This window comes from Streptomyces sp. RG80, assembly GCF_040446465.1.
Lineage (GTDB): Bacteria > Actinomycetota > Actinomycetes > Streptomycetales > Streptomycetaceae > Streptomyces.
On sequence record NZ_JBEAAJ010000002.1, the window covers coordinates 415,770 to 429,471 of the forward strand.

Here is a 13,702-nt window from a genome sequence, read left to right on the forward strand (position 1 = left end):
GCCCTGGTGACCGCGCTGCCCGAGTACCCTCACAGCCTCGATCTGTACATGCCGAACCGGGCGATCCGCACGGTGCTCCGGGACCCGGTGACCCGTACCCGCCACCGCCGCGCCCGCACCGGAGCCGGCAGCAGCAGGATCCGGCTCGCCCCGACCGTCCCCGCCCGGGTCACCTCCGTCCAGACCCCGCCGCGCTGCGCCTCCACCACGAAGCTCTCCACCTGCTGACCGTGCGCGATGTCCTCGGCCAGCCGGAACCGGTCCACCTCGCGTTCGGTACCCAGGTCGACGGTGACCCTGCCCGGCGAGACGGTCGTACGGGCGTCGCGCGCGAGGTCCTCGGGCAGCTCCCGGTCGATACGTTCCCGGAACTCGCGCAACCGGGTCACGTCCGCTGCGGGCAGCAACCCGTCGGTGTCCGGCGGGATGTTGAGCAGGAGCACCGAGTTGCGCCCGACGGAACCGAAGTAGATGTCCGTCAACTGGTCCACGCTCTTGGGTTGTTGGTCGGCGTGGTAGAACCAGCCGTCCCGGATGGACACATCGCACTCCGCCGGCCACCACTGGAGGTAGTCGGTGCTGGGCTGGGCCCGCACCAGCGCGGCACGGCTGCCCTGGTCGGGGGTGTCGTAGGACAGCGCCCAGTCGGTGCGTCCGTACTGGTTCTCCTTCACGGGGACGACACTCCACTCGTCCTCGCGTGCCAGCCCGCTCTCGTTGCCGACCCAGCGCAGGTCGGGGCCGGTGACGGCGATCGCCGCGTCCGGCGCGAGCGCCCGTACCAACGCGTACCAGCTGTCCCAGTCGTAGCTCTCCACCTTGTCCGGCGGGATGCGACCCTGGGCGCCGTCGAACCACACCTCGTCGACCGGACCGTACTCGGTGAGGACCTCGTAGAGCTGGTTGAGCATGTGGGCGCCGTAGTCGGTGGCGTCCAGCGTGTACGTCCGCGCGGGTGTGCGGTCGTCTCCCTCGACGAGGGTGGGGATGGTCCGCGTGGAGCGGGCGCTGCCGTTGGCGTAGACGCCGTCGAGGTACTGGTTCTCGTCGGCGGGCGAGATGTAGACGCCGACCTTGATGCCGTGCCGTCTCATGGAGTCGGCGAAGGAACGCAGTACGTCGCCCTGGCCTTCGCGCCAACTGCTCGCGGCGACAGTGTGGTTGGAGTAGCGGGAGGGGTAGAGCACGAAGCCGTCGTGGTGCTTGAGGGTGAGGATGGCCAGCTTGAAGCCGCCGTCGCGCAGGGCCCTGGCCCACTGGTCGGTGTCCAGGCCGGCGGGCTGGAAGACGTCCGGGTCCTCGTCCCCCGTCCCCCATTCCAGGCCGGTGAAGGTGTTGACGCCGAAGTGCAGGAACGCGGTGCGCTCCAGAGCCTGCCAGGCGATCTGCCGTGGCGTGGGCCGGACTTGGGACGCCTTGCGCACCAGGTCCTCGGCCGTGTCGTCGGGGCTCACGGGGATGCGGTAGGCGGGTTCGGCCGGCAGGGGGGTGCCGGCGGCGGAGGTCGAGGCGAGGCCGGTCGCGAGGAACGCGGAGACCGAGCCGGCGACGAAGGTGCGTCTGGAGACGGTCATGGAGGTGGGGCTCCTCAGGTCAATCGCCATACGGCGGGCGGGTGCTGGTCGGGCGGGTACTGCGTGATCCGGCCGTTCGTCACGCTCATCGCCATCTGCGTGATGGCGTTGACGAGGCGGTATCCGTCCCCGGCGGGCCGCAACTCCCAGCGTTGCAGCGTGTTCGCGGCGGCGCAGCTGTCCCAGGTGGCCTCGACGCCCGGCTGGAGCGGCACGTTGAGCGTGAGCTTGCCGCCGCTCACGGCGAGGCAGCCGGCCGGGCCGCGCAGGGTCACATAGCCGTCCGGTGTGCGCGCCACGTCGGCGTCGAAGGACACGCCGTCCGCCTGGAAGGTGTACGTCCCGTCCGTCACCGCCGGCCTGGTCAGGTCCCGCCATCCCGGCGCGTGCCCGACAGCCGTGCCGCGCGCGGTGAACTCGGCGTAGGTGGCGTCCGGGTGCGGGTCGCCCCAGGTGGCCTGGGCGAGGTGGCGCAGGGCGGGCCAGAGGCGTACGGCGACCTCGTTCTCGGTCTCGCCGCGCCCGTTGTCGGGCCAGAGACTGATCTTCGCGCCGGTGATGCCCTGGGACGAGGTCAGCTTCTCGCCCTCGAAGCTGCGGGGGTCCCAACTCTGGTCGTACAGCGCCTTGGTGTCGCTGTGGAAGCCGCCGCGCACGAGGTAGAGGGCGTAGGCCGCGTTCGTCAACGGATAGCCCTGCGCGAGGATCTGACTGGGCTTCACCGCCACGTTGAGCCAGTGCTCGACCGTCGTACCGGCCGCCACCGGGACGGTGTTGGCGCCGGTGAGTCCGTCGTTCCAGATGCGCAGCTTCTTGCCCTTGCCCACCGCGTAGGTGTGGACGCGGTTGACGAAGTCGATGAACGCGTCCTGCGGGGTGGCGCCCGAACCGTATCTGTCCTGGGCGTACTTGAGGATCTGCGGGTACTTGGCGAAGTCGGAGCCGAGCATGTACTCGTCGGCGCCCATGTGCCAGGCGGGGGCCTTGAAGACCTGTGCGTACTCGTCGATCAGGCCGGTGTAGTAGTCGAAGGCCGCGGGCCGGGTGATGTCGAGCCGGGAGGGCTGCTTGTTGCCGTCGGAGTCGGTGAGCTGGAGGTCAGGGCGGTTCTCGATCCACGGGTCCATGTGTCCCGGGGAGTTGATCTCCGGGATGATCTCGACGTGGTACTTCTCGCCGAGGGCGACCAGCTGGCGTATCTCGTCCTTGGTGTAGTAGCCCCAGGTGTTGGCCTCGGGGTGGGCGTCGCTCTTCACCTTCAGTTCGAGGAGCAGCTGGTTGAGCTTGTTGTACGCCATCTCCCGGACGAGGTTCTCCAGCCAGGGCAGGGAGATGTGGATGTAGCAGGCGCAGACGCCGACGCCGCGTTCCTTGTAGCGCGGCACGTCGACCGTGCGTCCGGCGGGGATCCTGTCGTCCTGGGCGAGGAGCTGGAGGAGGGTTCGGGTGCCGTAGAAGGCGCCCGTCTCGGTGGCTCCGGTCACCGACAGCCGCTTTCCGGACCGGAGTTCGTAGCCCTCGGCTCCGAGCGACTTCCGGGACGGCTGGATGTCGACAACGATGTCCCCGGCGCGCGCCGCGCCCCGGACGACCGGCAAGCTGCCGTGGCCGGCCTCCCGCAGATCGTCGGCAAGGGTGTCGGCGACCCTGCGCTCGCCCGGACCGTCCGCCACGAGGCGGGCACCGGGTCCGAAGTCGTAACGGCCGGATTCCGGAGTCCAGTTGCCCAGTGCGGGCACCGTGACCGGCGGCCGGGTCTCCTCCTGGGCGACCGCGGGGACCGGCGCCAGGAGCAGGGCCAGTGCGGCGGCGACGCCCAGGATCTGACGTCTCGGAAACGTTCTCACGAGCGACTCCCATTCATCGGATGACTGATGATTGGGCGACCCTCAGGGACTGTCAATGGGACGAGAAGTCAGCCGAGTTGAGCCATTGATCGGATGACCTGGGCTTCTTCGGATGCCCGGTCGCGAAAAGTCCAAGAACACCGGCGCGAATGTCCAAGGCGGGACTCCGCCCCCGCGAAGGCCCGCCCCCCTCTCGACGTGACGCCCGAGCAGAGGCACAGTTCTCCCTACGTACTCGCCAGTACCCCCGAGGAGCACCCGTGACCAGCTGGATCGGCCGGACCGCCGCCGAGATCGCCGCCGCCGTGCGGGAGAAGCGGGCCACGCCCCGTGAAGTGGTGGCCGAGCACCTCGCCCGGATCGAGCGGCTCGACGGCCGGGTCGGCGCCTTCCGGACGGTACGGACCGAGGCGGCGCTCGCCGAGGCGGACGAGGTGGGCGGTCGCGGCGACCTGTCCGAGTTGCCGCTCGCGGGCGTGCCGATCGCCGTCAAGGACAACCTCGCCGTGCGCGGGGAGTCCAAGCGCATCGGCTCCGCCGCCACGCCGGACACCCTCTCCACCGAGGACCATGTCACGGTGGCCCGGCTGCGGGCGGCGGGTGCGGTGGTCGTGGGTCTGACGAACGTGCCGGAGCTGTGCGTCTTCGGCACGACCGAGGGCGTGCACGGCACCGCCCGCAACCCGTGGGACCTCACGCGCACCGCGGGCGGCTCCTCCGGCGGCAGCGCGGCCGCCGTGGCCGCGGGCCTGGTCCCTCTCGCCCTCGGCAACGACGGCATGGGCTCCTTGCGCATCCCCGCTGCCAACTGCGGCCTCGTCACCATCAAGCCGGGGCACGGCGTGGTCCCGGCGGGCGTCAGCGACGGCGACTGGTTCGGCATGTCCGAGAACGGGCCCCTGGCCACGACCGTCGAGGACGCCCGTCTGATGCTCGACATCCTGGCGGACACGGAGCCGGCGCCCCCGTCCGTCGCCGCGATGCGCACGGTCGCGCTCTCGCTGCGCAGCCCGCTCGCCGGCATCGCCGTCACCAAGCCGTACACGAGCGCCGCCCGGGAGGCCGCGGAGGTCCTGATGAAGGCGGGCCACCAGGTCCGCCGCGCCGACCCGTCCTACCCGATGTCGCTGAGCCTCACCTCGCTCGCCCACTGGACCGCGGGCACCTCGGAGGACGCCCAGGGCCTGGACCCACGGCAGCTGACGCGCCGCACCCGGGTCCACGCGGCCGTGGGCCGCCGCTTCGTGAAGGGGGTGCGCACCGGCACGAGCCGCGACGACCTGCGCCGCCGTCTGGAGCCGTTCTTCGAGGAGTACGACGTCCTGCTCACCCCGGCCCTGGCCCGCCGCTCCCCCCAATCGGTCCCCTGGCACGAGCGGGGCTGGCTCCGCAACGTCCTCGCCAACACCAACTACTCGCCCCTCACCCCGCCCTGGAACCTCACCGGCTGGCCCGCGATGTCCGTCCCCTTCGGCAAGCTCCCCTCCGGCGCCCCCACCGCCGTACAACTGGTGGGGCGGCCAGGCTCGGAGGCGGTACTGCTGGAGGTGGCGGAGCAGTTGGAGAAGCTGCACCCGTGGGAGCGGACGGCTCCGCTGGACTGAACCGGGTCAGCCCCAGCCGGGCGGCAGGAGGTCCCAGGAACTGCGGCCGAGCCACTCGCCGAAGGTGACGGGGCGGGCGCCACGCAGGTGATCGAGGGAGAGCGGCACGATCAGATCGCAGGTGGCCCGCCCGTCCCACCACACGGTGCCGGCGAGCGGGCCGGTCAGCGCCAGGAGCGTGGCGAAGCCACAGCCGTGCTCCTGGACGACGATCGCGCCGGCGGTCTTGCGGTCCTCGAACACGCCGCACTCGTCGTCCCAGGCCCGCCAGGCGGCCTGATAGGCCTCGTCGTCGGCGAAGTCCTCGGCGCACGGCTCACGGTCGCCGAGTTCCTCGTCCTCCGCGGCGTAGGAGTCGGGGTGCGGAAAGGGGGTGGCGAGCAACGCCCGCTCGATACGGGAGTTGTTCTCCCACCACCAGCCCCGCTCCGTCCGTGCCAGCCGGGATACAGCCCCGCCCGCGCTCACCTCCAGCAGATACGCGCGGTACTCGGCTGGAAAGGAGACCCCCAACTCCCGCTCGGCCGCAGCCACCTCGACCTCGCTCAAAGGCGGTGTCACCACCTACAGCGCCCTGTACATGACGTGCAGCCCCACCAGCCCCTGCCGCGGATGCTCGAACGCGTCCGGCACCGTGCCCAGCACCGTGAAGCCGAGGGAGGTCCACAGGGCGACGGCCGGGTTGGTCTCGACGACGGCGTTGAAGACCATGCCGCGATAACCGTCCGCCTTCGCGGCGGTCAGGATGTGCTCGGCGAGGGCGCGGCCGATGCCGCGGCCCGCGTGGTCGGGGTCGACCATGAAGCCCGCGTTCGCGATGCGGGCGGCGGGACCGCCGTAGTTGGGGGTGGTGTAGGCGGAGGCGACGACGGCGCCGGTCTCGTCCTCGACGACGTACACCCGCTTGGCCGGGTTCATCCACAGCGCCCGGGCCGCCTCCTCGGAGGTGTCCGGGTCCCAGGCATAGGTCTCGCCCGCGGCGACGATCCGGTGCCAGAAAGGCCAGATCCGCGGCCAGTCCTCGGCCGCGGCTTCTCTGATCAGCATGGGCGTGAGTCTGGCACGCCCATGCTGACGGCGATCGCGACGGGGCTCAGTCCACGCTGGGCAGGATGTGGGGCTCGGCCAGGTCGTCCTCGTATCCCGCGAGACGGATGGGGGCGGACCGCGCCCACACGTCGAGGCTGCCGAGCTGTCCGGGCCGGCGGCCCGCGCGCTCGGGGCGTTCCTTGGGCCGTTGATCGCGATTCGTCTTCTCCGGTGTCACCGCGCACTCCTTATGTGTCGGGTCACCCTCGGGGCATACCGATCAGTGTGCGATCTGTCGCCGGACGCCCGCTCGGGTGTGAGTCGAGAACAGCTCGGACGCGGTGGCGCCGGTCACTCATGTCGGAACAGGCCGTGGTGATCGGCTTGCCCCAGGACGGACGGTGGGTGTGGGTGGGACCCCGTACTGCTGTCCGTCCGCTACAGATTAACCAAATGAGCGCAGGCCCGCTCGATGGGGCTGAAAACATGAAGTAACTTTGCCAAGTCCCCTGCGTGTACTCGGTCCCGCTATGTGCAGTTTTGTCATCTGATGCCCCATCGAGACATCACCCGATCGGCCTACATCGACGCTCGCGCCTTCGAGGGCCCCGACAGCGCAGTTCAAGTCCCGTTGGCCGAATCGCAAGGCGGCCATGATCTGCTGACGGACGGGAACGGCTTGCCCGGCGGGAGGACTGACGCATGGAGCTGCGCAGTGTCGAAGAGCTGATGGATCTGCTGTACGCCTGTGGGCATCAGCACGCGCTGCGGACCGCCGCGCTGCTGCGCCGCGGCCGCCCCGCCGACAAGGAGCTCCAGGTGGCGGGGCTGGTGCACGGCATCGGGCAGTTGCTGTGCCCGGGCGACGAGACCCTGCGGGCCCGGCGCGCGGCCGAGGCCGTACGGCCCCTGCTGGGCGAGCGGGTCTATCACCTCGTACGCCGCCACGGCCCCGCCGGCGACGACGATCTGCTGCGCCTGCGGCTGGCTGACGAGGAGAGCCGGACCGCGGGCTTCGACGCCGGGGTCCTGGAGGACTGGCGCACCGTCCTGGAACTGGTGGCGGCCCGGAACTCCCGTCTCGGGGCTGTCGACTGACGGTCCGTCATGAGACGGTACGCCGATGACGGCGCCGTACGGACTTCAGGGCAGGGCCGCGATCGTCACCGGCGGCACGCGTGGCATCGGGCGGGCGATCGCCGGGCAACTGGCGTCGGCGGGCGCGCTGGTGTGCGTGACCGCGCGGGACGCCGGGGAGGTACGGCGGGTCGCCGAAGAACTCGGTGGCCTCGGTGTGGCGGGGGACGTTGCGGATCCGGCGCATCCGGACGAGGTCGTCCGGCTCGCCCTGCGCGAGTTCGGCCGGGTCGACGTCGTCGTCAACAACGCGGCTACCAACCAGCCGTACGGCCCGCTCATGGACGTCGATCCGCAGGCGTGGCGGGAAGCGTTCGTCGTCAATGTGGAGGCGCCGCTGCGGCTGGTGCAGGGCGCGTGGCGGGCGTGGATGCGGGAGCACGGCGGTGCGGTCGTCAACATCTGCACGGAGGGCGCGGGACATGTGGGACCGCGGGTAGGCGCCTATGGGACCAGCAAGGCGGCCCTGCTCCACCTCACTCAGCAGCTCGCGGGTGAGCTGGCCCCGCGGGTCCGGGTCAACTCCGTCTCCCCCGGCCTCGTACGGACCGAGATGGCCCGTTTCGTGTGGGAGCCGGGTGAGGAGGAGCTCGCCGCGGGGCTGCCGCTCGGGCGGATCGGGGAGCCGGAGGACGTGGCGCGGGCCGTCGTATGGCTGGCCTCGGACGCGGCGGAGTGGGTGACCGGCGCTGACCTGCTGGTGGACGGGGGGACGCGGGTGCGGGCCGCGTATTCCTCGGGGACGTACGCGGTGCACGAGCGGCTGCGGTCGCGGGCGCCGGGAGTGGGCTGAGTGCGCGTGCCCGAGATCAAGGCGGTTACGCGGGTGCCCTCCGACCGGGCGACAGGCCCGCGGACGGGCCTGCTGGGATCGAACCAGGAAGAACGCGTGACCATCGCACCGGGCACACCGGCGCTCCACCGTCACGGTAGAACGCCGGTAGCCGAACCCGCGAGCGAATAAGGGCCTACCACTTGCCGGGCGCGTAGTCCTTCATGAAGACGCCGTACAGGTCCTCGCCCGCCTCGCCGCGCACGACCGGGTCGTAGACGCGGGCCGCGCCGTCGACCAGGTCGAGGGGGGCGTGGAAGCCCTCCTCGGCCAGGCGGAGCTTGTCGTAGTGGGGGCGTTCGTCGGTGATCCAGCCGGTGTCGACGGAGGTCATGAGGATGCCGTCGTTCTGGAACATCTCCTGGGCGCTGGTCCGGGTGACCATGTTCATCGCGGCCTTGGCGGCGTTGGTGTTCGGGTGGCCCGCGCCCTTGTAGCCGCGGCCGAAGACGCCTTCCATCGCCGAGACGTTGACGACGTACGCGCGCCCGCTGGCCGCCTTCCTCGCCGCTTCGGCCATGGCCGGGCGGAGCTTGCTGATGAGGATGAAGGGCGCCGTGTAGTTGCACAGCTGGGTCTCGAGGAGCTCCACCGGGGAGATCTGCTCGATGGTCTGCACCCAGGTGTTGGTGTCGACGACGTCCGGGACGAGGCCGCCGGCGTCGATGGCGGTGCCGTCGAGGTGCTTGGCGACGCTGGCGTTGCCGGCGACCAGGGCGAGGTCGGCGACCTGCTGGGCGTCGAGACCGGAGATCCCGACGGGCAGCGCGGCCAGGCCGTCCACGGCGCCGGAGCCGAAGGCGCCGATCACGTGGTGGGCGGGCAGCTCACCGGCGGGCAGCGGGGCGCTCTCGCCCTCGACCAGCGCGGCGTAGGCGGAGGGCAGCCGGCGGACGGTCTGCGTGGCGTTGTTGATCAGGATGTCGAGGGGGCCCGCCTCGGCGACCTGGTCGGCGAGGGCCACGGCCTGGGCCGGGTCGCGCAGGTCGATGCCGACGACCTCCAGGCGGTGCATCCAGTCCCCGGAGTCGTCCATCGCCTTGAAGCGGCGGATGGCGTCCTTGGGGAAGCGCGTGGTGATCGTGGTGTGCGCGCCGTCGCGCAGCAGCCGGAGCGCGATGTACATGCCGATCTTGGCACGGCCGCCGGTGAGCAGGGCGCGCTTGCCGGAGAGGTCGGCGCGGACGTCGCGCTTGTCCCGGTTCAGGGTGGCGCAGTCCGGACAGAGCTGGTGGTAGAAGTAGTCGACTTCCACGTACCGGGCCTTGCAGGTGTAGCAGGAGCGGGGGCGCTGGAGTATCCCCGCGATCCGGCCCTCCTCGGTGATCGAGGACGGCAGGATGCCCTCGGTCTCGTCGTCGATGCGCTGGGCGGAGCCGGTGGCCGTGGCCTCGGTGACCGCCTTGTCGTGGGCGGTCTTGGCGGCCCGGCGCTCCTGACGGCGGCGCTGCTTGACGGTGCGGTAGATGCCGGCGGTGGCCCGGCGCACGGCGATCGCGTCGGGGTGGTCGACCTCCAGCTTGTCGAGCTCGTCGAGCACGCCGAGGCAGACGGCCAGCCGCTCGGGGTCGATGCCGGGCCCGTACACGACCTCGTCGACGGCCTCGTCCGTGATCGCCGAGCCGTCCTCTGTCACCGTCATCGCGCTGCCGTATCCCTGCTCACCGTGCGGCGCTCCGACCGCGACCGCTTTCGAACGGTGAATTCTACGGAGCGCCGGGCCGGTCCTCCAAAAACGGGAACGGTCAAGCCTCGCAGGCGGTGATGAGGGTCTCCACCTCCTCGGTGATCGCCCTGGCCAGGACATCGAGGTCCGGGACGGCCTCGGCGTCGGCGACGAGGCCGTAGTGGACCTGCCCGCGGTAGGTCGAGACGGCCACGGCGAGGGACTGGCCGCGGGCCAGCGGGGCGAAGGGGAAGACCTCCACGACCGGGTTGCCGCCGAGCTTCAGGCCGAGGCTGGGCAGGGGCACGCTGGTGACGAGGATGTCGAACCAGAGCCGGGCCGCCTGGCTCACCAGCGGTCCGCCGAGCCGGTGGCCCAGCGCGGGGACGTGGTCGGCGAGCAGGGCGACCGCGCCCGCGCCCCGGTTGGGCCCCGCGTCCTTGTTGCGGTCCATGGCCGTGCGGACCGTGTCGAGGCGGGCCAGCGGGTCGGGGTCGTTTACCGGGAGCCTCATCAGGTAGCCGGAGAGCCGGTTGCCCTGGGGGTGCGCCGTGCGCGGGCGGCGCCTGGACACGGGGATGAGGGCGCGGGGCGCGACGCCCTCGCTGCCGTCGCCCCGCTCGTCCAGCCAACGCCGCAGGGCGCCGGCGACGACCGCGATCAGGACGTCGTTGACGGTGCCGCCCTGGGCCTTGCGCACCCGGTGCACGTCGTCGAGGTCGACGACGACCCCGGCGGTACGGCGGGTGCCGCTCGGTTCGGCGGTCAGTGCGGAGGACGAGCGCACCCCGAGGGTGGACAGGGCGACGGAGGCGCCGATGTCGAGGGCGCGGCCCACGTCGGAGACGGTGCCCCTGACGAGGTCCGGCAGTTTGCGCACGTCCGGGAAGAAGCCCTTCGCCGGCTGCTCGGGACGGGGCCGGCGCTCCGGCAGGTCCATCGGGTCGAGGATCGCGGCCGCGAGGGTCAGCGCCCGCAGGCCGTCGGCCAGGGCGTGGTGGAACTTGAAGAGCACGGCGAAGGAGAAGCCGTCCTCCCCCGGCAGTACATGGGCCTCCCACGGTGGCCGGTCGCGCTCCAGGGGCCGTTCCATGAGCCGGCCGGCCACCGCGTGGAAGTCGGCGGTGGGCGCGTGCAGCCGGACGTGGTCCAGGGGGTCGAAGTCGGAGGCGGACTCGCGGGTCGCACCCCCGAAGGCCAGCGGCTGCCAGACGTCCCGGATCCGCATCCGCAGCCCCGGCACCGCCGCCGCCCGCGCCGCGAGCAGGTCGGCCGCGTGGGCGCCCGCCGCGGGCGAGTGGGCCGAGAAGACGCCGAGGGCGCCCAGGTGCATGGGGTGTGCCGCGGACTCGATGTTCCAGAACGCCAGGTCGAGAGGTGCGAGCAGGTCAGAAGTCAATGGCTTGCCTCGCGTCGACGACGGGTGAGCAAGCAGTCAATCGCCCGCACGTGATTACGGTCAAGTACGATCAAGCTACGCACAGTTAACAGCAGATTAAGTCCAGCCATGGGCACCCCAGAAGTCACAGGGGTGCCGTTCGGTGATCTTCGATGTGACTCAGGACACCTGCTGGCCCTTCCCGAGCGCGATCACCCCGCCCTTGGAGACCGTGTAGAGCTCGCCGTCCCGGTCCGGGTTCACCCCGATCGTCGCGCCCGGCGGTACCTCGACGTTCTTGTCGAGCACGGCCCCGCGCACCACCGCGCCCCGCCCGATTCTGACGTTGTCGTGCAGCACGGAACCCTGCACCACCGCCCCCGGGTCCACCCGGACGCCCGGCGACAGCACCGACCGGGTGACCTGCCCCCGGATGAGGCAGCCCGCACTGATGATCGACTCGCTGGCGATGCCGCCCGCGTTGAACCGGGCCGGGGAGAGCTGGCCGGAGTGGGTGTAGATGGGCCACTGCCGGTTGTAGAGGTTGAACGCGGGGCGCTCGGCGATGAGGTCCATATGGGCGTCGTAGTACGCGTCGAGGGTCCCGACATCCCGCCAGTAGCCCCGGTCCCCCGCGGTCTCGCCGGGCACGTGGTTGGCGCTGAAGTCGTACAGCTGGGCCTCGCCCCGGCCGGTCAGCTGGGGCAGGATCGAGCCGCCCATGTCGTGCACGGAGCTCTCGTCCTCGGCGTCCCGCTGGAGCGCCTCTATCAGCGCCTTGGTGGTGAAGACGTAGTTGCCCATCGAGGCGAACACGCACTCCGGGTCGTCCACGAGGCCGGGCGGGTCGGCGGGCTTCTCCAGGAAGCGGTCCACCGTCAGCCCGTCCGAACCCGGCGTGATCACCCCGAACGACGAGGACTCCGAGCGCGGGACACGGATCCCGGCCACGGTCACACCCGCGCCGCTCTCGATGTGCTGCGCGAGCATCTGCCGCGGGTCCATGCGGTACACGTGGTCGGCGCCGAACACCACCACGTACTCGGGCCGTTCGTCGTGGACGAGGTTGAGCGACTGAAGGATCGCGTCGGCGCTGCCCAGGTACCAGCGCGGGCCGAGCCGCTGCTGGGCCGGTACCGGGGTGACGTAGTTGCCCAGCAGACTCGACATCCGCCAGGTGGTGGTGATGTGCCGGTCCAGCGAGTGCGACTTGTACTGCGTCAGGACGCAGATGCGCAGGATGTCGCCGTTGACGAGGTTGGACAGGACGAAGTCGACAAGGCGATACGTTCCTCCGAAGGTGACCGCTGGTTTCGCGCGGTCCGCGGTCAGGGGCATCAGGCGTTTGCCTTCTCCGCCCGCCAAAACGATTCCGAGCACCGAAGGTCCGCCACGACGCATGGCCGCTCCCCTCACCCTGGTTGACCCATGCCTGCCCTCGACCGGGCCTTAGTACGCCTGTTTGAGGATCTCCTCGTAGAGCCGCACGGTCCGGCGTGCCACCGCGTCCCAGCCGAACTCCCCCACCGCGCGCTCCCGGCCGGCCTCGCCCATCCGCCGGGCGCCCTCCGGATCAGCGAGGACGGAGTCCAGCGCGCGTGCCAGCGCGGGCTCGAAGTCGTCGTCCACCGGGACCAGCAGACCGGTCTTGCCGTCGTCGACGACCTCGGGGATGCCGCCGACCCGGGAGGCGACGACGGGAGTTCCGCACGCCATGGCCTCCAGATTGACGATGCCGAGGGGTTCGTACACCGAAGGGCAGACGAACACGGCGGCGTGGGTGAGGAGTTGGATCACATCGGGGCGCGGCAGCATCTGCGGGATCCAGTGCACGCCCTCGCGGACGCCGCTCAGCTCCTGGAACAGTTCGCGGAACTCGCGGTCGATCTCCGGGGTGTCCGGCGCTCCGGCGCACAGCACGACCTGCGCGGCCGGGTCGATGTCCCGTACCGCGCGCAGCAGATGGGGCACGCCCTTCTGGCGGGTGATGCGGCCGACGAAGAGCACGAAGGGGCGGTCCGGGTCGAGGCCGATGCGGGTGAGGGCCTCGGTGCCGTGGTCGGGCCGGTAGAGCGTGGTGTCGATGCCGTTGTGCACGACGTGCACCCGGGCCGGGTCCAGGGCCGGGTAGCAGCCGAGGATGTCCTCGCGCATGGCGCCGGAGACGGCGATCACCGCGTCGGCGGACTCGATCGCGGTGCGCTCGGCCCAGCTCGACAGGGCGTATCCGCCGCCGAGTTGCTCGGCCTTCCAGGGGCGCAGCGGCTCCAGGGAGTGCGCGGTCATCACGTGCGGGATGCCGTACAGCAGCTTGCCTAGGTGGCCGGCGAGATTGGCGTACCAGGTGTGGGAGTGCACGAGTTCGCGGCCTTCGAGGCCGGCGGTCATCGCGAGGTCCACGGAGAAGGTGCGCAGCGCGTCGTTGGCGGTGTCGAGCGCGGGCCAGGGGCGATGGCGTACGACACCCGAGGCGCGTTCCTTCATGGAGGCCTCGCCCCAGCAGTGCACGTCGAGGTCGACCAGGGAGCTCAACTCCCGGGCGAGGAACTCGACATGGACGCCCGCGCCGCCGTACACGTCCGGCGGGTACTCCCGGGTCAGCAGTCCCACTCGCACCCGGAACCCCCTGTTCTCA

Annotated in this window: 12 protein-coding genes; 3 read left to right on the forward strand and 9 right to left on the reverse strand. The window is 71.1% G+C overall.

The window, feature by feature from the left end; genetic code table 11:
• Positions 1-29: 29 nt before the first annotated feature.
• Together ABKA17_RS07935 and ABKA17_RS07940 are read right to left on the reverse strand one after the other, a co-directional pair.
• Positions 30-1,574 carry an alpha-L-fucosidase gene (locus ABKA17_RS07935; protein ID WP_353691173.1) on the reverse strand — a complete coding sequence of 515 codons (1,545 nt, stop codon included), beginning with the start codon at positions 1,572-1,574 and terminating at the stop codon, positions 30-32.
• Between the two features lie 14 nt (positions 1,575-1,588).
• Entirely contained in the window at positions 1,589-3,421 is a 1,833-nt protein-coding gene (locus ABKA17_RS07940; protein WP_353691174.1) for a glycoside hydrolase family 20 protein, read from the reverse strand.
• Positions 3,422-3,681: 260 nt separating this feature from the next.
• Between ABKA17_RS07940 and ABKA17_RS07945 the strand changes: the two genes are divergently transcribed.
• Positions 3,682-5,025, forward strand: coding sequence for an amidase (locus ABKA17_RS07945; protein WP_353691175.1), 1,344 nt, complete (start codon positions 3,682-3,684; stop codon positions 5,023-5,025).
• Between the two features lie 6 nt (positions 5,026-5,031).
• Here ABKA17_RS07945 and ABKA17_RS07950 read toward each other — a convergent pair whose 3' ends face one another.
• Genes ABKA17_RS07950 through ABKA17_RS07960 form a run of 3 tightly spaced genes read right to left on the reverse strand, consistent with a single transcriptional unit; the run spans position 5,032 to position 6,292 of the window.
• Entirely contained in the window at positions 5,032-5,574 is a 543-nt protein-coding gene (locus ABKA17_RS07950) for an SMI1/KNR4 family protein (protein ID WP_353691176.1), read from the reverse strand.
• A 15-nt stretch (positions 5,575-5,589) separates the two neighbouring features.
• Positions 5,590-6,072 (reverse strand): GNAT family N-acetyltransferase, encoded by a 483-nt coding sequence (locus ABKA17_RS07955; protein ID WP_353691177.1) that lies wholly within the window; start codon positions 6,070-6,072, stop codon positions 5,590-5,592.
• A 46-nt stretch (positions 6,073-6,118) separates the two neighbouring features.
• The gene (locus ABKA17_RS07960) at positions 6,119-6,292 is read right to left on the reverse strand and encodes a hypothetical protein (RefSeq protein WP_107080540.1); all 174 of its coding nucleotides are present in this window, start codon (positions 6,290-6,292) and stop codon (positions 6,119-6,121) included.
• A gap of 464 nt (positions 6,293-6,756) precedes the next feature.
• Between ABKA17_RS07960 and ABKA17_RS07965 the strand changes: the two genes are divergently transcribed.
• Complete coding sequence (locus ABKA17_RS07965; protein ID WP_353691178.1) at positions 6,757-7,152, forward strand: hypothetical protein; 396 nt, start codon at positions 6,757-6,759, stop codon at positions 7,150-7,152.
• 25 nt (positions 7,153-7,177) lie between these two features.
• Positions 7,178-7,984: an SDR family oxidoreductase gene (locus tag ABKA17_RS07970; protein WP_353691179.1), complete on the forward strand. Its 807-nt coding sequence runs from the start codon at positions 7,178-7,180 to the stop codon at positions 7,982-7,984.
• Positions 7,985-8,159: 175 nt separating this feature from the next.
• On the opposite strand, the gene ABKA17_RS07975 is transcribed toward ABKA17_RS07970, so the two are convergent.
• The 4 genes from ABKA17_RS07975 to glgA form a co-directional block, all read right to left on the reverse strand.
• Positions 8,160-9,665 carry an SDR family NAD(P)-dependent oxidoreductase gene (locus ABKA17_RS07975; protein ID WP_353691180.1) on the reverse strand — a complete coding sequence of 502 codons (1,506 nt, stop codon included), beginning with the start codon at positions 9,663-9,665 and terminating at the stop codon, positions 8,160-8,162.
• A gap of 103 nt (positions 9,666-9,768) precedes the next feature.
• Complete coding sequence (locus tag ABKA17_RS07980; protein ID WP_353691181.1) at positions 9,769-11,088, reverse strand: wax ester/triacylglycerol synthase family O-acyltransferase; 1,320 nt, start codon at positions 11,086-11,088, stop codon at positions 9,769-9,771.
• 159 nt (positions 11,089-11,247) lie between these two features.
• Positions 11,248-12,468, reverse strand: coding sequence for a glucose-1-phosphate adenylyltransferase (gene glgC, locus ABKA17_RS07985; RefSeq protein WP_353691182.1), 1,221 nt, complete (start codon positions 12,466-12,468; stop codon positions 11,248-11,250).
• A 48-nt stretch (positions 12,469-12,516) separates the two neighbouring features.
• Positions 12,517-13,683, reverse strand: a complete 1,167-nt coding sequence (glgA, locus tag ABKA17_RS07990) for a glycogen synthase (protein ID WP_353691183.1) — start codon at positions 13,681-13,683, stop codon at positions 12,517-12,519.
• Between the last annotated feature and the right edge of the window lie 19 nt (positions 13,684-13,702).